The following is a 22,328-nucleotide window of genomic DNA, read 5'->3' on the forward strand; positions in this document are numbered from 1 at the left end:
CAGGAACAGATCGAAGGACCTGACATGACCGAGTCAAGCACCTCTTACCCCGTACAACCGGGAATCTGGCTGCAAGCCGGAATCTCGACGGAACAAGAAGCGCACTTTCATGTCTACGGTCCAGTGGGCATCTCGCTCAGCCGGGGCGTGGCAGAATTCGCCCCGGGCGGGCTGCTCTCCACGAGCACGTACTACAACGTGTTCAACTACGGAAAGTGGAGAAGGATCTGCGGAAACCTTCCACTGGAACTCCAGCTCAAGGGCCACGGACGCTACCAGCTGAACGTCTTCCAAGCTGACCGCCATAAGTCATGGCACAAGATTGTCAGTGAAGTTATCACCCTCGACGGCACATACCGCCAGCCGGTGGTCATCGACGAGTCGACCTCTGATGAGTCCTTGCTGTTCTTCGACCTGATGGCGCTCAAGGACGGCGAGCTGGAAGATTTTGCCTGGGCAACCACGGCAACGCCAGTACGCACTCCGGAATTGATGCTTTCGGTAACGACTTTCCGACGTGAAGATGAAGTTGAGAACACCATCTCTCGTTTCCGCGAATTCCGCGCGACTTCCGAGATCAAAGAACACATCAGCATGACTGTGGTTGATAACGGCAATTCCCTGAAGGTTGATGACGGTGACGGTGTTGAGGTCATTGCCAACGAAAACCTTGGTGGCGCCGGTGGATTCACTCGCGGCTTGCTGCGTGCCCGAGAAATAGGAGCAACCCACTGCCTCTTCATGGATGACGACGCTTCCATCCAGATGGAGGCACTATCGCGCACTTGGTGGCTGCTGGCCTTCGCCAAGGATCCACGCACCGCAGTTGCCGGCTCGATGATCAACGCATCGCATCGCTGGCAGATCTGGGAGAACGGTGCCGAATTCGAGCTTGGTTGCAAGCCTCGCTACCACGGCCTGGATCTTCGTTCACGCGATGCCGTCTTCAACATGGAATACGAGACGACCGCTCCAGCGCCAGAAGATCTGTATGCTGGCTGGTGGTTCTTCGCCTTCCCGATTGACCAGGTGCAGCACCTGCCATTCCCATTCTTCGTGCGCGGCGATGACGTAAGTTTCTCACTGGTCAATGACTTTGACATCGTGTCATTGCCTGGTGTTGCCTCAGTCCAGGAAAACTTTACCGATAAGGCGTCTCCGATGACCTGGTACCTGGACTTCCGCAGCCACTTGGTCCACCACTTGTCATTGCCAGAAAAGCAGCGTTCATGGTTGGAACTGCAGCAGATGGTGGCCAGCTTCTACATGCGAAACGTCATGAGGTTCCATTACGACACTCTCTCCGCCATCAACCTGGCCTTTGAGGATGTGCTTCGTGGACCGAAGTTCTTTGATAAGCATGCCGATATGGCAAGACGGCGGGCCGATCTTAAGGCGCTCACCAAAGACGAAGCGTGGAAGCCAGTCCAGGAACGGCCAAGCGAACTGCACGGAGAAAAGCCGCGCTATTCACGCGGGTTGCTCCTGGCAACTTTGAACGGTCACTTGCTGCCACTGGGCAAGGAAACTGATGCGAATCTGACGCTGTCATCGCCTTTCCGTGATGACTACCGGAAGGTTTACGGAGCTAAGGAGATCACTTATCTCAACGGTGATCAGTCTTCGGCGTACGTGGTTCGCCGTAATCAGAAAAAGTTCTGGCGCGAGTCATTGCGCTTGGTTCGAAACACGATGCGTTTGCGTTCAGCCTACGATGAGAACATCCGGTTGTGGCGTGATGGCTATGATCAGCTGACCTCGGACTCCTACTGGACTGACAAGTTGAATCTCGATCAAGCGGGAAAACTGAATAAATAACAGTATCGCCAACCGGCCGATCCGGAAAATTTATGATTGCCATTCGCATTAATCATCAACTCATGCAGAGCAAGTCATGATTTTTCTGGATCGGCTGACAGGCCAGTACCCGCGTCTGAGAGCAACTAACATTATTGACCGTTGTGGTTACCGGAACTGTCGAATCTGTTGGACTCGTGGACGTACTAACCGGATGTTATCGGAAGGAACATGGCCCCCGCGAACCTCGAAGATTTCTTGTTCGGCTGCAAAAATCTTCAGATTTCGTGCCAGGTGAAGTGCTACGACCAGTAATTACCCATAGCGACCGGCAGTAGTTCTCGCCAATGCAAATCCCGGACATCCAACGAATCAATGATGTGATGATCGAATCCGGTTGGGACAAATTTTGGTGATATCGTGCCTGATTCAGGGTCCAATAGATGAGCGTTAATATCGAAATATCCGTATCCGAGTTCATTGCAGGCACCCTTCAATATTGAATTGAACCTAAATGCAAGTTCAGTTCGGAGAATGTCTGACGCATAAGAGTTCTTGAGATTTTGGACTACAGAGTGCCGTTTCGATAAGTCATCAGAACTGTCGGTGAATCGTTCTGTTACGATTCGGGTGATGTATTTGATGGCCTTGTCGCGATCGTAGCAAAGCGTAGGTAGGTTTATGCCCTTGATTATGATCCGCGAGTTTGGCATGTCGAGTGTTTCGATGTAACGGAAATACGCTGCAACGAATTGGTCGATCAACTCAGACATTGGGCTTGTGCTGCCCTGTACATATTGTCGAAACGGGATTCCAAGTTCGATATCAACTTGCCCCAAATTGAGAACTAAGAAGTCCGGCTTAGCATTCTTTATCCATTTCGGAATGTCAGAACCAACGTTTAGCGTAGACGTAAGCTTGCCAACGCCTGATACTGTCGCCCCGTGGATGACCTTGTTATAGCAAGTTATTCCGCGTAGCGATTTGTTAATGGTTCGCAGCTGATTAGTGATTCCAAAATATTCGGTGTGGGAGTCGCCGACGACGAGGAATTTCATTCGATACCTGTTCAATCTAAACTAGCGGGACAGTGAAATAAACTGATCCGCACGAGCTTACAGCATGACAGGCCTCGTAGTCCTACTAGTCGGATTCCAAATACGTCAAAGTTTCGTTTTGGAGCAGATACTCTCTTCAGAATCGATAAGTTGCGAGGTCGGAGAGACGGGGCGCAATTTGCAGAGCGCATACTGTGGCTCGGGGAGGTGGCCAGGTGACGCATTCGTTCATGTGCTCATTTGGTTTGTGGCCTAGGTCTGGAGATAGCGATTTGAAACGCGGAGCGTCTTGGGCCAGTACTCGCGTTATATCGAAAGTGATACGAAAACCGGCTACGAGGTCTAACTGTATGGTACGTGGAGGTTCCAACTCATGCTGTATCATACATTAGGCCAATATAAGTTCTCCGATTAGAGTTGATACATAATGGAATTAGATATTTCTAAGTTGTCTGACCTGTTAAACGCAAACGCTTATCTCAAGCAAAGTTGCGATAAGATTTTCGTTTACAGAAATGTTAAATGTGTAATTGAATTCCCGGTTTTAATGGGGCAAGTTGCACTTGATATTGAATTGGTTGAAAACTCATTGGTTGCCAGCCTCGTCGGACGCACCATCGCGACGCGTAGACTCATTCGCAATGCGTTCTTGACGAAGTATCAGCTCCGCCAAAAAGACGGTGAAAGGTTGCTCATTCCTGGCTCGCTTAGCGACGGAAACACTGAAACCCTCATCGAAAACATTATTGATCTTATTGAGGGAATTCAAAAAGAGACCACTGAGTATCTCTCATTTAGACGAGAAGATGTTGGGTGTGACGCACCTGGATTACCCATTTATTGGTGGGACGGACTGGCTAACTTTGGAGACTCGGTAGGCCCACTGCTGGTTTCTGAGATGCTTTCCGTGAAGCCGTTGAATGCTCGCCAGCGAGTGCGCGCGGGAAATACACTTTTCTCGGTTGGATCAATTACGACCTCCATAGATCGGGATAACGTAACGGTGTGGGGGAGCGGATTGCTTGCCCCATTGTCCGACAGGCAAATCATGAATCTCAGGCAGCGCAAGAATGTAGAGGTTCTAGCTGTGCGCGGCCGATACACCCAATTGGAGCTGGAGGCGAAACTTGGCTGGACCGTTCCTTCTGTATTCGGCGATCCTGCGCTCCTATTGCCGAAGTATTTCCCGGTCCCACGAAGGGATCCGTTGGATTCGAAGTCTATTTCAGTAGTTCTCCATTGGGAGCACGCCAAATACTTAGATACGGCAGAGGAAAACATCAATTTTATCAATGTAGGCGATGATGCGCGTCTGGTAGTGGAGCAGATCGCTTCGTCTTCCGTGTGTATCTCTTCATCATTGCATGGAATAATCGTGGCTCAGGCTTATGGAATCCCTTGGATCTGGCTTCAAGTCTCCGACCACAAATTGCATTCCAGCAATTTCAAGTTTGATGATTTCTTTACCACTTTGGAACGACGACAGGTTTGCAAAAAGTCTGTCGTTCAAAAGGATCTGAACGGCGTCTCTTGGCACAAATTGGCGGAGTCTGCGACCTTGCCGGATCTTTTAGTTGACCTGGATCCATTAGAGTCAGTTCTTCTTGCCGCCGGGCTAACCGAGAGGGAATAAGATCTTTGGCATGCCGGTAAAACGGATGCACGAGGGATCGGATATCGGTGAATTGGTCTTGAGGTACGAAGCATGGATAGAAATACGCGACTAATTCTTGTGATAATTGTTGGTCTAGTACTTACATGGGTGATTACGTCAGATTGTTCAAGTTTCAGTTCAGTTCAACCTGACTAAAGAGGTTCGCTAATCCGTATTGCGGATGGCAGAAACACTGCGGTTGGGACAACGACAAGAAAACGGGCCTGAGTCCGCCTAATAAGGTGGATTCAGGCCCGAAAGTGTTTAACGACGAGACTAAATACTGATTTCGCGCCCCGAGCTAGATGAACTCGTAGAATACATCAGACATCACCGTGACCAGTATTACTTTGAATCTGGTTTTATCAACGGCACGTTCTCCGGAAACTCTCCACCAGTGAACGCGGCCGCGTAGCTTGAAGCAAGATGACCGACATCGATGGTGTGTTTGTTTCCGCCATCTGGGGAACTCAAAAAGGCAGACAATGTCGTACCTGTCGGGCCCAGCGCTGTGAGATATATGTCGGCCTTCGGAGTGTCAAGTACTCGTTGCTTCAGTTCTGAAAATTCGGAGAAGGCGTTTCGGGGTAGCGACTCGACCAACTTGATGTCTGCCACGTTATCGAACAGTTCAGGAAGTAAAGCAAAACGAGAGTTCTTGCCGGCGATGACACAAACGTTCTTACCGTCCCAAAGCGAACGCCAAGCGTCTACCGCGTCTTGCCCATGCTTCTGGAAAAATAGAGGTCTTGATATATGGGTGTTAGCCCACGTCGACTTTGACTGTGCCAAAATGGGTTGTAAAGCGTGCCACACCTCAGCCCAAATACCCATCCACAGCCGGCTTACGAAAATAGTTGGGAAGGCTAGTAGAGTGTGCTTATAAATGGCGTCGTAGGAAAGAAGTATCCGTTTGAGTTCAAACGCTAGTTCCGGATTTGGTTTCTGGAACGAGAGCTCAAATTCCGGTTGCAACATTAGACGAATCTCGCCGTCACCCCAACGAGCCACCGATTTACCCTTATGAAGTTCTTCCATGGTCTCCATCATGGACAACTGTCGATACTGAATAGTCTCATCGACATCTGCTAAGACCTCTCGAAGGCTTGCTTTGCCTAAAACTTCAAGCATCCGCCCCTGCTCGGCAAGTTGTTTACCTTGGTTCTCTAAGATCTTGTTTTGATTCTTTACCACGCTCAGCAAGCTTGTTACGAGTTGCTCAATTTCCAAAATACTCTCCAGTCCGAGTTAATTACACTAGGCGCCATCTTACATGTGACGTTGTTCTATCGAGGCCTTTGAGCACATCCGAATGCATTAATGCCCGGTCGTCGTAGAAGCTAACCGGCGGTCTGAGGAACACTATCCCGGCCAGTTTATTGACTTACATGGCCACCTGGCTACGTGGCGAACCAGATGATGTACGATCTGGGGACTACACCTTGCGCGGGTGGCCTCTTCTAACATGACCAATGATTCCCTGCTTCCATCGGTCATGGTGGATGGTACCCGCTTCGCGGATGAGGCGGCGATGAAGATCGCCGAGAACCTCCTGCTGCCTTGGTTCAAAGGCAACGATTAGGTAGCGGTCCAGCACCTAAACTAAGGCACGTTGGCTCGAACGAGCATGAGTAAGAGCCATGCGCGTAAGTTCGTTCAAGAAATCCGCATGATATTGGAGCTGGTAATGCACTCCGTAAACACCCCAGGGGTGCCCTACGAAACTCATGGTGTCGTCGTTCCGAACGCAGATGACTTCATCAGCAAAATTTTCTGAAAAGTAGGTGTTGAGCTTCCGCCACCAAACGTTCATGGCATGCAACGCGGAGGCATTACCCATTTCTTTGGCTTGTCCGTTTTTCTCTCGGTACTTCGTCACGAACTCAACGTCGTGAAGAACCAGCTTGCTGTTTGGCGATACTCTGCGAATGTAGTTCACCGCTTCAGTCGCTGCTTCCGTCCACAGGTCAAAGTACTGTTCCGACTGTGGGCGGAATTCACGGAGGAGGTTTTCTTTGTAGAAATCAGTTTTAGTGAGTTTCCACTGATTACGGGTGACGAAAGTTGCATCCTTCAGCTGTGCGGCACCGAATCGTATATCTCCGAAGAAATCGAAGATAATGTATTCCGGCTTTTCGGTGGCGATGTAAGAATTTACTTCACGGGTCATCTCTGACCTGATGTCCTTCACGATACTGTCCTTGAGCTGGGCTAGATCAGCTTCAGGAACAGTGAACGGGCCGGAAACGAAAGAGATCAGCGACCCCTGGATAAGGCTCGAACCGCATTCAAAGAACATCTTATAGCTCGGGCAGAACTGCCGATTGAACACATCTCTGGTTACGCAGCTGCCAATAACTGCTACTTTGATTGGTAGTGTGGCATCGCCTGAGGTTTGAACCATTCGATCATTATATCTTTCAACACTCGTTCACATTCTTAAGTTACCGGAGGGAAGACCGACCATTCCAACCATGAAAACTGGGGGTTCCATGAAGGTCTGGTCTCGCTCAACGCTGACAGGTAAGGGGCCTGACGATTCAAATGATGATAGCGCCCAGGTCATATTTACGATGGTCGGACGGGTATCAGCTTCAAGGGAGACGAAGAGTCAGCAGCGCGTCGTCAAGATTGACTTTTTATATTCCACATGTGGCTGTACCGTCTGCGCGACGAGAACTTGCTCAAAGCTACAAGAGACAGATGAATTTGCAACGAGGTTGGCTAAGTTCCTTAACTGGAGGTAAACGGAAGATGTACAACAAGGTGACAAATCTTGTTTATACTTGTAGGGAGAACCGTCGACTTCGGTGGTGGGTTTGAGATCGCCAATGGTACTTACGGGGTTGCGTGTCTCAGGCTAGTCGCATAGTAATGGGCCTGTAAAACATGAGCAGGGGAACAAGTAATTGCCGGATATGACAAAAGTAAAGCGAATTTCGCGTCGAATTAAGAACTTAGCCAAACGTGAAGTTCAGTCGTACTGGCGAAATCTTCCGATTATGGAAAAATCGGTATTGTTCGAGTCTTATTCTGGCAATGGGATGCTTTGCCATCCTGAGGCAATTTTTCGTTACATGCTGGAAAGACCAGAATACAGCGACTTCAAATTTACATGGGTTCTCAACGACATTCATCGCTATGAGTCTATTACAAAGGATTTTGAATCCTACTCTAACGTTTCGTTTGTCAAGTATGGATCTCTTGAGTATCATCGCAAACTTTCGACATCAAAGTATCTCGTTAACAACGTTAGCTTCCCGGCACCTTTTGTTAAAAGAGATGGGCAGGTATATCTCAATACTTGGCACGGTGTTCCTCTGAAAAAAATGGGCTATGACATTGCGGGGCGACCTGAAGATGCAAAAAATATAGTCCGTAATTTCCTCGCGGCAGACTACCTTTTATCGTCATCTCCCGCGATGACAGATGTAATGTATTCGAAAGCATTCAAGCTCCAAGGCATATATGAAGGGCAGATACTAGAAGAAGGAAATCCGCGAACGGACCGTCAGCAGACGAATGCTCAGCCAGAGCTGGAATTTCGGTCGTTGATGGAGAACTATGGTGTTCGGGTTGATGACCGAGAAATTATTCTTTACGCACCTACGTGGAAGGGCGAATCGTATTTTAGTCCTCACAATGATGCCGCAAGTCTAAAGGGCCTGATCGATATCATCGAAGAGGGCATTGATAGCACGAAATACCAGGTCCTCCTTAAAGCCCATCAGGTAGTCTCCGCCGCAGTGAGCGAAGATGCGGATCTCAAGGATTACTTAATTCCGAATGGTATTCCTACAAATGTGGCGTTAGGCGCTACGTCCATCTTGGTCACCGACTATTCGAGTATTTTCTACGACTTCTTGAGTACTGGTCGTCCTGTAGTCTTCTACATCCCTGATATTGATGACTACCGACGGTATAGGGATCTGTACGTTGATCCAGAGGACTTGCCGGGACGTGTAACTAATTCTGCTACCGGCCTAGTGGAGGCAATCACTTTAGAGCTAGCGTCCGGGAAGAATGATTCGCCTATTGCTGATGCCTATAAACAAAGTCGGGAAAAGTACGTACCCTACGATGATGGTCGCAGCACGGAACGTGTGGTGAACGCCGTCTTTAGGGGCGGCGAAGCGCGGTCAATACGACTATCGAGTAACGATAAGCTGAAGATTCTTTTATACGCTGGCGGTTTGATACCAAATGGCATAACCACCTCTGCCTTGAATTTGTTGGATAACATCGACTATTCGCGGTTCGATGTAACTGTGTTGTGTCCATACAATGCGCAGAACGCCAAACAGCATATTTATGCTCAAATTAATCCCAACGCTAGAGTTCTGTTCAGGTTTGGAACGTTTACCAGTGGCTACCTGGATAATGCATTACGTCTACGGGTTTTGAAATATGGTAATGATTCGCTTATTGCCAAACTTCCAACTCAAAAGAAACTTTGGGAAACCGAATGGCGTCGCTGTTTCGGGAATGCGAAGTTTGATCACATGATTGATTTTAGTGGCTACACGGCCTTTTGGGGAATGCTTTTCTTGCATGGGCCGGAATCAAAAAAATCTATATGGCTCCATAACGATTTGGCTGCCGATGCTTTGCGCTCGGTGGAGGGGGATACCCCACTTAAGGATGGCCTCTATTCGACATTTTCAATTTATCGGAAATTTGATAATTTAGTCTCTGTTTCTCAAGGGCTAAATGACATAAATAGGTTATCCTTAGCTAAATGGGCACCGCGTTCAAATTTCTCGTGGGCATCAAACACGGTGAACGAAGAGAAGATCCGCCAAATGGCGGCCCTGGATGACGGCTCGGGGTCAACAAGTTATGAACTGGATCGACATCATAGGAGCATGATGATGGGCGATCTAGTACAGAGACTAATAGATCCTGCACGCCCCGCTCTTAAGGAAATTGCTGCTTCAGTTGATTCAGGTAGAGCCTTCTTCACATTCTTTTCCGCCGGCCGGTTGTCACCGGAAAAGAATCACATCAGACTTGTTCGCGCTTTTGCCCGCGTGCACAAACGGTTTCCAGCCACCAGACTTGTTATTGCAGGCGATGGACCGTTGAAGAAACTGATCAGGCAAGAGATTGTTAGCCTCGGGCTTACAGAATCGGTCAAACTAGTTGGACACATAAAAAACCCGTACCAGCTCATGTCCCTGTCTGATGCTTTCGTGCTTTCTAGTGACTATGAAGGTCAGCCGATGGTGTTATTAGAGGCTCTCGTTTTAGGAGTTCCTGTGATAACCACTTCCTTCGGTTCGGTTAAGGGCGCCCTGCCAAAGAATGTAGGCAGAATTGTTGCGCCAACCGTTGACGATTTAGCAGCCGGGATGATTACTCAAATCGAATCCGATGGGGAAGTCGTAGACTTTGACGTCGTTAGTTACAACAAGCGAGCCATTACTGAATTTGAGCAAATCTTGCTGCCGTAAGTCGGATAACTATAGAACGTGCGAATTTCACACCATGACGGTAATCGCCGTACAGCAGGTTGGAGATTTCCGGCTCATATTTCTAGCCTGTTCTGGAAACATACGGCGTGGAATTTGATCAGATCGGCCGAAGGTTGGGCATTTAAGTTTTGACGGTATTAGGAGAATGATGGTTATCAAAGATCTGTTCGCAGAGGCGACAATCAAACATGGTCAGCTACTTGGCAAGGCTGGCAAATGGGCTGAGGCTCTTGACGAGTTCAAGAAGGCTGCAAAGATCGTCGGTAGTGTCGATGGCCGAGTCAATTATCTTGTCGGTAACGCTTATTTTCAGTTGAAGAACCTTCCAGAGTCCTTATTGTGGACGAAGAAAGCGCTATCACTCGTTCCTGATAACTATTCGTGGAATATTCGTTTGGGAGCTCTTTACGAACAAACTAAACGCCATACTGATGCGGCCGATGCTTATGAGTATGCTGTTGCTCTTCAGCCAGGAAATATTGATGCGCTCACTAGACTCGCCAGAGCGTATTCAAGTTCAAAACGACATGCCGATGCTAGAGAAGTACTTGCCAACGCAATACATATGGGTTCAGCAGATAAATCCATTTCTACGGCTTACGTATCTAATTCTCTGAAAAATAGTCCGACGTGGCAGAAAATTGAAGCTCTGCAGTACGGACTCCAGCTCGAACCCGCGAACGCCAGCTGGCTCGAACGCCTCGGGGCGGAGCTTGCCTCCCTCAATAGATATGCTGAGAGCGCTGAAGCCCATTCAAAGGCTATTGCAGCAGGTTCAAAGAGCTTGGCTAATGCTTGTGGGTTGGTTCGTTCGAGCAGGGAATGCGGGCGGGCTGACCTCGAAGCAGATGGATTGGAGCTAATCCGAGCTCTGAAACCTGGGGAAGACCCTATGTCGGTAGTAGCCCAGTACTATCAAAGCAAGGGTCATTGGCCGGATGCTTACAGGTTCTATAAAGATGCTGCGCGTGACTCCATTGATCCGGCTTCGAATTTGTATAACACCGGTCTTGCTGCCGACCGAAACAATGCATGGGCGGAAGCTTCTGAGTGGTTCCGCGAAGCACTGGAAGAAGATCCCGACAAGCCTGCGCGACACTACCGCATGGGACTCGCGCTAGAGCGTCAAGAACGCTACAAAGATGCGGCTCAAGCATACGACGCTGCAATTCGATTCCTGGGCAAGGACCAACCGTACTGGAGCTTCCGGCTGGCATTTGTCCTATGGTCCGCCAATGATATTGAAGGAGCGTTACAAGAGTTCTTGAAGAGTCTGCCAGGGCAGGCGAACCTAGTTGAGCACGTCATGACCCTGGAAAGTATAGAGCTCGGTGCATATGACGCTGAGTTATTTGAAGCGCACCTGTTGCGGTTGATCGAGCGCAATGACTTCAAAGTACTTCACGACCGTGGCGTCAAGATGCTTAAAGCTGGCCACTATGAAATCGCTCTGAGGTATTTGACTGAAGCTTGCCGTAGGGATCCGGAACAAAATGGGATTTGGTTCTTCCATAAAGCCCTAGCTGCACACCGTTTGGGGCTGGCAGACCTAGCCATCTCTTCGTTCTTGCAGACGCGAGTTTTTGTTCGTGCTGACGGCATTGCGGCCGAACAGTACCTTAAAGCCAAATGGCGTCGCGACATCATGGAGTACGTCTCGTTACAAGAATCTACTGAACTGGATGATCAGGCCGTTCTGTACGAGAGCTACTTCGGTGGGAAGATCTCTTGTAACCCATTAGCTCTATATCGTGAATTGGCTCAAAGGCCAGGATACGCAACGACGAGGCATTATTGGGTAGTTACTTCGGAAACAAAAGTACCAGAGGACGTACGGCAAAATCCGAATGTTATTCTTGTGCCGCGGGGCAGCCGCCTCTATCTAAAATTGCTCGCGTCTGCTGGCTATTTGATCAACAACGTCACTTTCCCTCACTACTTTGTGAGGCGAGAAGGTCAGCGCTATCTCAATACGTGGCATGGCACCCCGCTAAAGACCCTGGGCAAGGACATCGGCACTGGGTTCATGGAACATGCGAATGTAAGCCGCAATTTTCTTCAGGCAACCGAGCTGTTAGCACCAAACGATCACACCCGAAACGTATTGATTGATCGGTACGACATTTCTGGATTGTATTCTGGACGGATCCTCCGAACTGGTACGCCGCGCATTGATCAGATGCTGTCCGCGACGCCTTCCGAGAAAGACGCATTGAGGACTGAGCTGGGCATTCCAGAAGGTAAGAAGGTTATTTTCTATGCGCCAACGTGGCGTGGATCGCTCAATACCAAGCATTTCGATACTGAATCGTTGATTCGCGATTTGGGGGTTATGGGAGATGTCGATGGAACGGTCCTATTATTCAGGGCTCACCACATGACCGAGGCCATAATCGGTAAGACGGAATTGCCCGCGATCACGGTTCCAGAAAACATTGCCTCGGAGTCGGTATTAGCGATCTCTGATGTCTTGATTACTGACTACTCCAGTATCTTCTTTGACTTCATGCCAATGAAAAAGCCCATCATTTACCACGTCCCAGATCTCGATGAGTACAAAGCTGAACGTGGATTGTATTTTGACTTTGATGAGCTGCCTGGAACTGTCACTCAGACACCGACGGAGCTTATGGACTGCATCAAATCTTCACTTTCGCAAGACGTTGCGGCAGACGTTTCATATTCGAATGCCATAGCAAGTTTTTCTGCTCAGGAAAATGGTTCGTCAGCCAAACGCACTGTCGATGCATTTTTTGGAGACGACACGACTTTCATCGAAACTCTCCGAGCGGATGAAAAGAAAGTGCTGTTGTTCCATCAGAGCCTCCTCCCGAACGGGATTACGTCGGCGTTTATCAATATGCTTAACGCAATTGATCCGTCCATGTATCGTGTAGTGTTCCTTTTCGACCCGGCACCTTTCAGCAAGGAACCACTTCGCATGGACAAATTTGCGATGTTGCCTGAGCATGTGCAAAAGATTGCCCGGGTTGGAGCGCATTTGGTGTCTCTGGAAGAACGATGGGTAATCGACAAGTTCAATGCATGGAACGCCTGGGGATCGCAAGAACAAGAGCAGATCTATCAAGGCGGTTTTGCAAGAGAATTTGAGCGGATTTTCGGTCAAGCGAAGTTTGACGCAGTAATTGAATTCGATGGTTATGCGCCATTCTGGTCTGCGTTGTTAGGTTCTGCTGCACGATCTAAGAAAAAGATCGCATTTATGCACAATCGTATTTACGCAGAATGGACCACGAAATATCCCGAGCTTGCGGGCACCATGAAGATTAATAAGTGGTATGACAAACTGCTGTCTGTCTCTGCGGCAACTAACGACATCAATAGAGATGAACTGGGGCACATCTTTGACATCCCGGCCTCTAACTTCCGGCCGATCAATAATTTAATCAATTTTGAACTTCTCTATGAAGAGACGAACAAGCCTCTAGATAGCGACATTCAAGCCTTCTTGAACGGAGCGACTGAGACGTGGTTGAGCATTGGGAGAATGTCACCAGAGAAAGCTCATTTGAAACTCTTCAAGGCTTTCCGGCGACACCTTGAGGTTGTTCCAGGGGCGAAATTGGTCTTGCTAGGGGACGGACCCCTACGCGTTGAGCTTGAAGCGTATGTGTCTGCGAATAACCTTGGTCCATCTATCCTTCTGGCCGGCCAGCGTTCTAATCCATTTGCGGTTATGCGAGCTGTAGATGCGTTTGTCTTGGCATCTGACCACGAGGGCCAGCCTATGGTTTTGCTGGAGGCCCTAACTCTCGGACTACCAGTTCTTGCGACTGACATAGTGGGAAACCGTGGCATACTCGAGCCAGGTTACGGACTACTTGTGGAGAATTCGGTAGAGGGCCTTTCGCACGGATTCCAAGTAACACTGGACTCCGCCAAGGATTTCGTTAAATTTGACGTAGTCAATTATTGTGATGAGTCATTGACTTCAGCTCTATCTGAATTTGTCGGTCTGGACGCATAGCTACTACTGTTACTTGACCCCTTATGATGCGCCTCAGAAATCCTGAGGCGCATCATTCATGAAAGGACCGTGTATGGAACGAACTGGTAATGTCCTCAAGCTCGATTCGGCCGAACTTGGCGACCTGTTGCAGCTGCTGAAAACGGATTTGTCTCCGCGCTTTATCCATGTGGATTTGCGAGCAATGAATGTGGAACAGAGCTTCTCTCGCATAGCTTTGCACAACTCCGTTTTCCGTGAAGCAATAGTCACAATGGCGCAAAGCGCGTACTACGCGTACGCACAGCGCGGATCTGTAACAAGTTTTGTACACGAAAGCCGGCTCGACGGACTCTGGAATCCATTGAAGGATGGTACTTACCGTAGGGCAGAAGACGGTACTGTTTACAAGCTAGAAGAACCGTTGCAAACACCAACGCGCCCACGATTGCTAGTTTTGTTCTCATCCATGCCGCCAGACCTATTCACGCCGAGCCTCAGCCGGTACTTTACTACTAACTTCAACTCGATTGCGAAATTTAGTAATAAAGAAACTTATATTCTGAGAATTGCTGATGTAGGCGGGGTAATTGGAAATTTCTATCTTGATACTCTGGCTCTCCCGAAAAACACGCAAAATATCGGAACTCTAATTAGAGACGTGATGGCTCAAAATGGAGTTCAACCAGAAGATGTTGTACTTCTAGGATCGTCAAAAGGCGGTACTGGAGCCCTTTATCACGGTGTATCGCTTGGTTTGAAATTCGTTGCTGTGGATCCAATTCTTTCGGATGCTCACTACTGGAATAAGCACAACGATATTCATTTCACCAACAATTCTTTGTTCCCTCGGCGTAAGGATGAGATATTCACGCAACTCCTTGCCCAAAATGACATAGATGGTGCGGAAGAGGGGACCCAATGCGTAATTTATTCGCGCCGGTCTCCGCAACATAAATACATTCATGATCAGTTCTTATCTTTGACTGACAACGGGATCTTCATCGATGTGGATAGTCCGGAGATCAAGGATCATCCGGATGTGGCCCCGAATGCACTCCACGTCACGACCACCATAGCCACCACTATGCTTGCGGGGGTTGGTTTGAAAAACGGACGTTCTATTGTGAAGTAAAGTCGCGCGAAAGGTAAGTTGCTTCTTGGTGAGCGTACCTGATGAAAGGACGCTTGGACACCAAAACTAGGGTCCCCTACGCGGAATGGCTAATTTGTGAGTTCTTCCGGGGCTTTGGCTCCTCATGGAGTAGGTAGGATCGAACCATGATGAACCAAACTGCCATTTTCATAGATGCTGGATTTTTACTTTCACTAGGCGGACACCGTGCTGCTGGTACAACTTTACGGTCTGCGTTTACGACGCACTATGAGTCATTAGTTCGCGGCATTGTGCAAACGGTGAAGAAGAATACCGGCCTTAATAACCTACGCGTTTACTGGTATGACGCATCTAAAGACGGTCTGTTTACTGAGCAGCATAAAAGGATCGGGCTGATACCGGGAGTAAAGGTGCGTCTGGGACGTATCTCGTACAACGGTGAGCAAAAAGGCGTAGATCTACGTTTGGCTCTGGACCTTGTTGGAGTGGCTAGGAATCGATCCGCTTCGATTGCGTACCTAGTATCTGGCGATGATGACCTCGCTGAGGCTGTAGAGGAGGCCCAGGATCTCGGCATGAAAGTGGTGCTCCTGGGCGTAGCAAAGTCCGACAGCAGGCTAGGGGTTGCTTCAGTGGCTGAGCACTTGGCTTTGACCGCGGACTATATCGAAACCATTCCAAATCAACTGCTCGATAGCGCGTTCACAAAAGTTTTGGAGTGGGACCAGCACCACTCCGAGAAGACCTCAATTATTGCCAACGCACCGACTGAAGTCCCGACTTCGATGGCACCTAAGCCTTTCGCTCCAACGCCTGCTGTAATGGCCCAGAAAACAACTGCGAAGGCACAGACTCCAACTGCGTCCAGTGCCGAAGTCGTTTACTCAAGTGGCGGCGAGCAGCCGGGTTACAAAGGCAACGCTGCCTACGAGCAACAAGAACTTAAAGTGGCCGAAGAAATCGGTGCAAAGGTTGCCAAGTCCTGGCTTGCATTTACGACTCAGTCTGAAGTTGTTGAGCTCATGGCCGATAAGCCACAGCTGCCACCTGAAATCGATAGGACATTGCTGAAGGACTGTGCTCAAGTCCTGGGGGAGTGGAAGACTGATCAACAGACCATCCGCAGAACCTTACGCAGTGCCTTCTGGGAGTATCTAGCAAAGATCATGTGACGAGCTAGCAACGACTTGAAGAACTCTAACTGACGCGAGCTAAGGTAAATTTGTAACGTGACTTCTCAGCAGAAACCCTTTTACATCACCACTGCCATTTCCTACCCGAACGGCACCCCGCATATCGGCCACGCTTATGAAGTAGTGGCCACCGACGTTATGGCTCGGTTCAAGCGACTAGACGGGCACGACGTTTTCTTCATGACCGGCACCGATGAGCACGGTCAGAAGATGATGCAGACAGCTGAAAAGCTGGGAATCACTCCGGCTCAGCTGGCCCAGCGTAACTCGGACGCCTTCCAGGCGATGAACGATGAATTGGGCACCAGCTACGACCGATTTATCCGTACCACTGACGCTGACCACCACGCCGCGGCACAGGAGCTGTGGCGCCGGATGGAAGCCAACGACGATATCTACCTGGATAAGTACGCTGGCTGGTATTCGGTACGCGACGAAGCCTTCTACACCGAAGAGCAAACCGAGGTCCGCGAGGACGGCATTCGATACGCCACTGAAACCGACACCGAGGTCACCTGGACAGAAGAAGAGTCCTACTTCTTCCGTCTTTCCAAGTACCAGGACAAGCTTCTCGCGTACTACAACGAGAACCCAGAATTCGGTGCGCCTCGTTCACGTTTTAATGAGGTTGTGCGATTCGTCGAGGGCGGCCTGACCGACCTTTCGATTTCGCGCACAACTTTCGACTGGGGTATCCCGGTACCGGGCAATGAAAAGCACGTTATGTACGTGTGGGTAGATGCATTGACTAACTACCTCACCGGCGTGGGTTTCCCTGATGTCAAGTCTGCATCATTCCAGAAGTACTGGCCGGCTGACGTTCACGTCATCGGCAAGGACATTTCACGGTTCCATGCCATCTACTGGCCTGCATTCCTGATGTCTGCCAAGCTTCCTTTGCCGAAGCGCGTGATGATCCATGGATTCCTTCACAACAACGGTGTCAAGATGTCCAAGTCATTGGGCAACACCGTTTCGCCTGATGACTTCGTGAACCGCTACGGCCTGGACCAGGTCCGGTACTTCTTCCTGCGCGAAGTTCCTTTCGGAGCCGACGGCAGCTACAACCACGAGACCATCGTCGCCCGTATCAATGGGGACCTCGCCAACAACTTCGGCAACCTCGCTCAGCGCTCGTTGTCGATGGTCGCCAAGAACTGCGGCGGGGTAGTACCTACGCCTGGTGAGTTGCTTGAAGCCGACCAGCAGATTCTTGATGCTGCCGGGAAGCTTCTAGAAGCCAACCGGGACGCATACTCGCGTCAGGAATTCAGCAAAGCTCTGGAAGCCGTTTGGCACGTATTGGGTGATACCAATGCGTACTTCGCGGAACAAGAGCCTTGGAAGCTGAAGAAGACTGATCCTGAGCGCATGGCCACGGTGCTTTACGTGACAATCGAAATCGTTCGCAAGGTCGCACTGCTTCTGCAACCGGTTCTGCCTCAGGCCATGACCGCCATGCTGAATTCTTTGGCGGTTGGCGAAGGGTCGGCCCGTACCTTCGAATACTTTGACACTGCTTTGGTTCCAGGCACCGAGTTGCCAGCGCCATCCCCAGTGTTCCCTCGATACGAGGAAGAGAAGTAGCCAAAGCTACTCAGGCAAAGAAGCTGCCGGCCAGGCAGAGAACTCACGTTCTCTGCCTGGCCGGCAGCTTTCGTTTGAGCCGTTACAGATTCTCTGCGTCTACGGGCTGACAACGCCGGTCTGGTAAGCAATGACTACGGCTTGAACCCGATCCCGGGCGTCTAGCTTGGCCAATATGTGGCCAACATGGGTTTTGACCGTGGCTTCAGAGAGGAAGAGCTCCTCGGCGATTTCAGGATTGGATCGACCCAGCGCGATAAGGCCGAAGACTTCGCGTTCCCGTCGAGTCAGCGAATCCACGAGAGCTGACAGCTGCTCATTGCCTTGAGCGCTTTCCTTCTTCAGCAGTGGTGCCATATGATCCAGCAATCGGCGAGTGGTCGAAGGAGCGATCACTGCATCGCCGCGATTCACCGTGCGAATGGATTCAAGCAACTCTTCGGGCGGTGCATCTTTCAAAAGGAATCCGCTGGCGCCAGCCTGGATCGCGCTTAAAGCGTACTCATCCATGTCGAATGTTGTCAGCACAATGACCTTTGGGCCCTCGGCAGCGGTTTTAGATGGATCAAGCAAACGTTCTGTTGCTTCGATGCCATCCATTTCCGGCATTCGCACATCCATGAGGATGACGTCAGCTTGATTCATCAGGGGAGTGGCGATAGCCTCTCGGCCATTGCTTGCTTCAACAATCACCTGCATGTCTTCTTGAGAGTTGATCAGCATGCGAAAGCCGCTGCGTACCAGTAGCTGGTCATCCACCAAGGCGACCTTGATGGCGTTGTCGTTTTCCATGTGTTGTTAGTCCTCGGAGTATGGAATGAATACGGCGACGGCGAATCCGCCGGAGGATTGTGGGCCAGCGTTGCAAGTTCCCTCGTACAAGGCTACGCGTTCCTTCATGCCGAGCAGCCCCTGGCCGGCTCCCTCTAGCTTGATAGCTCCTGCGCCACGCCCGTCGTCTTTGATCTGCAGCTCTAGGCCTCGGTAAGTCCATCCGAGGATTACCTCGGCGACAGCGTTAGCTCCGGCATGTTTGAGCACATTAGTCAGGGATTCTTGAACGCAACGGTACGCGGTGAGCTCGGCGCCAGCGGGCAGTTCTTTTCGCGGAGTGCCTATGGTGGTCAGCTGTACCGTCAGGCCTGAATTCTTGGCTAGCTCCACGAGATCCGAGATGTCAGATAGGCCTGGCAAGGGCCGGTTCTGAAGTTCTTCGTCTTTACGGAGGACGCCGAGAAGCCTACGCATTTCCTTGAGCGAAGCGCGTCCGGTGTCCGACACCGTCTTGAGAGTATCAATGGCAATCTGCGGGTCATTGACCGCCGCATAGCGGGCACCGTTCGCCTGCGTGATGATGACAGATAGCGAGTGGGCAACGATGTCGTGCATTTCTCGGGCAATATGATTACGTTCATCAGACGCCGCCAAGGCTCTTTCCATGACGCGTTCTTTTTCAAGCCGTTCGGCATGATCCTGTAGGGATTTCATGGCCAAGCGTCGAGTGCGGGCAAGGTCGCCAAAGGTCCACGAGACGGTGACAACGAGGGCAAGACCCACAAAGGAGACCAACATGTTCAGCGTCATCGACGGTGTGGGGTCGGAAACGTCACGGAAAGGGTTGAACATGCTGAAGGTGGCCAAGACGGCACCGGTCAGACCGAGGGCAAGGGTGCTGAAGGACTGCCAGCGTTTTCCGTACACTGCCATCGTGTAAACCATGATTGGGACTGAGAATTGCGATGGCAGCACGAGGCTGTCAAAGCCTAGCTGCAGGATGTGGCCGAAAGCCACGACAAGTGTCGCTGCCCAAGGGTATTGCCTTCGCACCATCAAAGGGACGGTTTGCAACAGGGCGATGGCGAAGATTGAAAGTACGGCGGAGCCTGACATCGCGCCCGCGAAACCGAGTGTTCCGGGGACACAGAATAGGGTGTAGATCAGACCCGTGATGAAGTCTATTCGTCGGGGATTCGCTCGGATCCAACCGTCAATTCGACGGTGGGGATTGGCAAAAATCAATTCTTCCTTCAATTCCGTGGAGCTTGCTGCGGACTATTGATGCACTGGTTGCTACGTCCGGAGTATCCAGAATATCGACTTCGTCTAGTCTTGTACCTCATGCCTAGGTTTGAATTCTGAAACGCTTGGAAACATTCTTCTCAATATATGAGATGAACTCTCACATGTTGGACTTGGATGGCTAGAGTTAAAGCATGGCAAATGAAATTGATATTGCGGTCATTCCAGGCGACGGTATTGGCCCAGAAGTTGTAACTGAAGCGGTCAAGGTTCTGAAATTCGTCACCAACGGTGGCAAGCAAGACGTCAAGCTCACTTACTACAAGCTGGGTGCAGAGCACTGGTTGGAAACCGGCGAGACTCTTCCGGATGAGACCCTTGCCTCGATCAAGCAGCACGATGCGATTCTCTTCGGCGCAGTAGGTGCGGCGCCGGGCGACACCCGCATTCCATCTGGGATCATCGAGCGTGAAATGCTCCTGAAGCTCCGCTTCTCGCTGGACCACTATGTGAACCTGCGTCCATCCAAGTTGTACCCAGGCATCGAAAGTCCGCTGTCCAACCCGGGAGCAATCGACTTCATCGTGGTGCGTGAAGGTACTGAAGGCCCGTATGTCGGCAATGGCGGCTCAGTCCGCACTGGCACCTCGCATGAAATCGCAACCGAAGTTTCGGTCAACACGGCCTACGGTGTCGAGCGCGTTGTCCGTGACGCGTTCCGCCGCGCCTCAGAGCGTGAACGCAAGCATGTCACGCTGGTGCACAAGCACAATGTCCTGGTGCACGCTGGCCACTTGTGGAAGCGCACGGTAGAGGCAGTGGCAGTGGAGTTCCCTGAAGTCACTCACGATTACCTTCACGTTGACGCTGCGACCATTTTCCTGACAACTGATCCATCTCGATTTGATGTCATCGTCACGGACAATCTCTTCGGAGATATCCTGACTGACCAAGCAGGCGCAATCACCGGCGGCATCGGTTTGGCAGCAAGCGGCAACATCAACATGGACCGCACCTACCCCTCGATGTTTGAGCCGGTGCACGGTTCAGCGCCAGATATTGCCGGGCAGCAGAAGGCGGATCCAACTGCGGCTATTCTTTCGGTGGCCTTGATGCTTGATCATCTCGGATTGTCAGAAGAAGCACGCTCGGTTGAGCAAGCTGTTGAAAAAGAGATCACTTCGCGTCAAGAATTGACCGATAATCGCACCACGAGTGAAATCGGCGATGCAATTGTCGCGTTACTGGCATAAGCTGAAAGTGACGTTTCCGATTAGTAGTTAATCGGTAGCATTTCCACGAACGGGTGTTCCGCTTTGGCGTGGAGCATCCGTTCTTTGTTTATTGAGCTAGGAAGTCCAAGGTAGATGGAATTCACCGAAAATCTTTCAACGAGTCGCAAGAGCGACCAAGAGCGCGCCAGCGTTCTGGCTAACCCTGGTTTCGGGGACTTCTTCACTGACCACACCACTGTCGTTGACTGGACCGCCAACGAAGGCGGCCAGGGTGGCGAATGGCATGACGCCCGTATTGAGCCTTATGGGCCAATCGCCATGGATCCAGCTGCTTCGGTGCTGCACTACGGCCAGGAAATTTTTGAAGGCTTGAAGGCTTACCGCCACGCTGACGGGTCCGTGTGGACGTTCCGCCCACGCGCCAACGCTGCTCGCTTGAACAAGTCTGCCCAGCGTCTTGCGCTGCCACAGCTGGATGAGGATGTCTTTGTTGAGTCTCTGAAGAAGCTCGTGGCCACTGACATTGACTGGGTGCCAACCGGAGACGGCGAAGCCCTGTACCTGCGCCCATTCATGATTGCTACCGAAGCCTTCCTCGGTGTGCGAGCAGCTCGCGAAGTTTCCTACCGTGTCATTGCTTCGCCTGCAGGCAACTACTTCGGTGGCGAGCTCAAGCCCGTCGCTATTTGGGTATCGAAGAATTACGCCCGTGCGGGACGTGGTGGCACCGGTTCAGCCAAGTGCGGCGGCAACTATGCTGCATCCTTGGTGGCGCAGCTGGAGGCTGAAGAAAACGGCTGCAAGCAGGTTCTGTTCCTGGACTCCTTTAACGACAACGCAGTTGAAGAACTGGGCGGCATGAATGTTTTCTTTGTCACCAAGGACAACAAGTTGGTTACCCCTGCTTTGACTGGCACCATCCTTGAAGGCGTTACCCGTTCATCCGTTATTCAGCTTGCCAAGGACCGTGGCATCGAAGTTGAAGAACGCAAGATCACCCTGGACGAATGGCGTGATGGAATTGCCTCCGGCGATATCACCGAGGTCTTCGCCTGCGGTACCGCGGCAGTGATCACGCCAATCGGTGTTTTGAAGAACGGCGATGAGCTCATTGGTGACGAAAATGCACCGGCTGGCGAAGTGACCATGTCCATTCGTGAGGAACTGCTGGGCATCCAGCTGGGAACTGTTGAAGATCGACACGGCTGGCTTGAGCGTTTGGCATAG

Annotated in this window: 14 protein-coding genes; 9 read left to right on the plus strand and 5 right to left on the minus strand. The window is 50.7% G+C overall.

The genetic code is table 11. The annotated features are described in order from the left end of the window. Window positions 1-24: 24 nt before the first annotated feature. Window positions 25-1,818: a glycosyltransferase family protein gene (locus D3791_RS15110; protein ID WP_172512686.1), complete on the plus strand. Its 1,794-nt coding sequence runs from the start codon at window positions 25-27 to the stop codon at window positions 1,816-1,818. A gap of 281 nt (window positions 1,819-2,099) precedes the next feature. Here the strand turns inward: D3791_RS15110 and D3791_RS15115 are convergent, their stop codons facing one another. Next, window positions 2,100-2,855, minus strand: a complete 756-nt coding sequence (locus D3791_RS15115; RefSeq protein WP_172512687.1) for an SGNH/GDSL hydrolase family protein — start codon at window positions 2,853-2,855, stop codon at window positions 2,100-2,102. A 427-nt stretch (window positions 2,856-3,282) separates the two neighbouring features. On the opposite strand from D3791_RS15115, the gene D3791_RS15120 reads away from it, so the two are divergent. Then, the gene (locus tag D3791_RS15120) at window positions 3,283-4,488 is read left to right on the plus strand and encodes a polysaccharide pyruvyl transferase family protein (RefSeq protein WP_172512688.1); all 1,206 of its coding nucleotides are present in this window, start codon (window positions 3,283-3,285) and stop codon (window positions 4,486-4,488) included. Window positions 4,489-4,854: 366 nt separating this feature from the next. Here D3791_RS15120 and D3791_RS15125 read toward each other — a convergent pair whose 3' ends face one another. Then, complete coding sequence (locus D3791_RS15125; protein WP_172512689.1) at window positions 4,855-5,739, minus strand: GT-D fold domain-containing glycosyltransferase; 885 nt, start codon at window positions 5,737-5,739, stop codon at window positions 4,855-4,857. A 367-nt stretch (window positions 5,740-6,106) separates the two neighbouring features. After that, entirely contained in the window at window positions 6,107-6,913 is an 807-nt protein-coding gene (locus D3791_RS15130; RefSeq protein ID WP_172512690.1) for a DUF6270 domain-containing protein, read from the minus strand. 514 nt (window positions 6,914-7,427) lie between these two features. On the opposite strand from D3791_RS15130, the gene D3791_RS15135 reads away from it, so the two are divergent. The 5 genes from D3791_RS15135 (at window position 7,428) to metG (ending at window position 17,847) form a co-directional block, all read left to right on the plus strand. Next, on the plus strand, window positions 7,428-9,962 hold the full coding sequence (locus tag D3791_RS15135) for a glycosyltransferase (protein ID WP_172512691.1): 2,535 nt from the start codon (window positions 7,428-7,430) through the stop codon (window positions 9,960-9,962). Between the two features lie 166 nt (window positions 9,963-10,128). Continuing rightward, window positions 10,129-13,971, plus strand: coding sequence for a CDP-glycerol glycerophosphotransferase family protein (locus D3791_RS15140; RefSeq protein WP_172512692.1), 3,843 nt, complete (start codon window positions 10,129-10,131; stop codon window positions 13,969-13,971). 73 nt (window positions 13,972-14,044) lie between these two features. Then, complete coding sequence (locus D3791_RS15145) at window positions 14,045-15,085, plus strand: XcbB/CpsF family capsular polysaccharide biosynthesis protein (protein WP_172512693.1); 1,041 nt, start codon at window positions 14,045-14,047, stop codon at window positions 15,083-15,085. Between the two features lie 146 nt (window positions 15,086-15,231). Next, window positions 15,232-16,239, plus strand: coding sequence for an NYN domain-containing protein (locus D3791_RS15150; RefSeq protein ID WP_172512694.1), 1,008 nt, complete (start codon window positions 15,232-15,234; stop codon window positions 16,237-16,239). A gap of 57 nt (window positions 16,240-16,296) precedes the next feature. Then, a complete protein-coding gene (metG, locus tag D3791_RS15155) occupies window positions 16,297-17,847 on the plus strand; it encodes a methionine--tRNA ligase (protein ID WP_172512695.1) in 1,551 nt (516 codons plus the stop codon). Window positions 17,848-17,946: 99 nt separating this feature from the next. Here the strand turns inward: metG and D3791_RS15160 are convergent, their stop codons facing one another. Continuing rightward, complete coding sequence (locus tag D3791_RS15160) at window positions 17,947-18,639, minus strand: response regulator (protein WP_061952316.1); 693 nt, start codon at window positions 18,637-18,639, stop codon at window positions 17,947-17,949. A gap of 6 nt (window positions 18,640-18,645) precedes the next feature. Beyond that, on the minus strand, window positions 18,646-19,878 hold the full coding sequence (locus D3791_RS15165; RefSeq protein WP_172512696.1) for a sensor histidine kinase: 1,233 nt from the start codon (window positions 19,876-19,878) through the stop codon (window positions 18,646-18,648). 182 nt (window positions 19,879-20,060) lie between these two features. Between D3791_RS15165 and D3791_RS15170 the strand changes: the two genes are divergently transcribed. Together D3791_RS15170 and D3791_RS15175 are read left to right on the plus strand one after the other, a co-directional pair. After that, complete coding sequence (locus D3791_RS15170; RefSeq protein ID WP_149596783.1) at window positions 20,061-21,119, plus strand: 3-isopropylmalate dehydrogenase; 1,059 nt, start codon at window positions 20,061-20,063, stop codon at window positions 21,117-21,119. 114 nt (window positions 21,120-21,233) lie between these two features. After that, on the plus strand, window positions 21,234-22,328 hold the full coding sequence (locus D3791_RS15175; RefSeq protein WP_061952313.1) for a branched-chain amino acid aminotransferase: 1,095 nt from the start codon (window positions 21,234-21,236) through the stop codon (window positions 22,326-22,328).

Origin of the sequence: Glutamicibacter mishrai (genome assembly GCF_012221945.1) — a bacterium.
GTDB lineage: Bacteria > Actinomycetota > Actinomycetes > Actinomycetales > Micrococcaceae > Glutamicibacter > Glutamicibacter mishrai.

Bases quoted from the DNA above. Each gene is read 5' to 3' on its own strand.
- D3791_RS15150 (WP_172512694.1), top strand. From the start codon at position 15,232: ATGATGAACCAAACTGCCATTTTCATAGATGCTGGATTTTTACTTTCA.
- D3791_RS15170 (WP_149596783.1), top strand. From the start codon at position 20,061: ATGGCAAATGAAATTGATATTGCGGTCATTCCAGGCGACGGTATTGGC.
- D3791_RS15140 (WP_172512692.1), top strand. From the start codon at position 10,129: ATGATGGTTATCAAAGATCTGTTCGCAGAGGCGACAATCAAACATGGT.
- D3791_RS15115 (WP_172512687.1), bottom strand. From the start codon at position 2,855: ATGAAATTCCTCGTCGTCGGCGACTCCCACACCGAATATTTTGGAATC.
- D3791_RS15135 (WP_172512691.1), top strand. From the start codon at position 7,428: ATGACAAAAGTAAAGCGAATTTCGCGTCGAATTAAGAACTTAGCCAAA.
- D3791_RS15175 (WP_061952313.1), top strand. From the start codon at position 21,234: ATGGAATTCACCGAAAATCTTTCAACGAGTCGCAAGAGCGACCAAGAG.
- D3791_RS15145 (WP_172512693.1), top strand. From the start codon at position 14,045: ATGGAACGAACTGGTAATGTCCTCAAGCTCGATTCGGCCGAACTTGGC.
- D3791_RS15130 (WP_172512690.1), bottom strand. From the start codon at position 6,913: ATGGTTCAAACCTCAGGCGATGCCACACTACCAATCAAAGTAGCAGTT.
- D3791_RS15160 (WP_061952316.1), bottom strand. From the start codon at position 18,639: ATGGAAAACGACAACGCCATCAAGGTCGCCTTGGTGGATGACCAGCTA.
- D3791_RS15120 (WP_172512688.1), top strand. From the start codon at position 3,283: ATGGAATTAGATATTTCTAAGTTGTCTGACCTGTTAAACGCAAACGCT.
- D3791_RS15110 (WP_172512686.1), top strand. From the start codon at position 25: ATGACCGAGTCAAGCACCTCTTACCCCGTACAACCGGGAATCTGGCTG.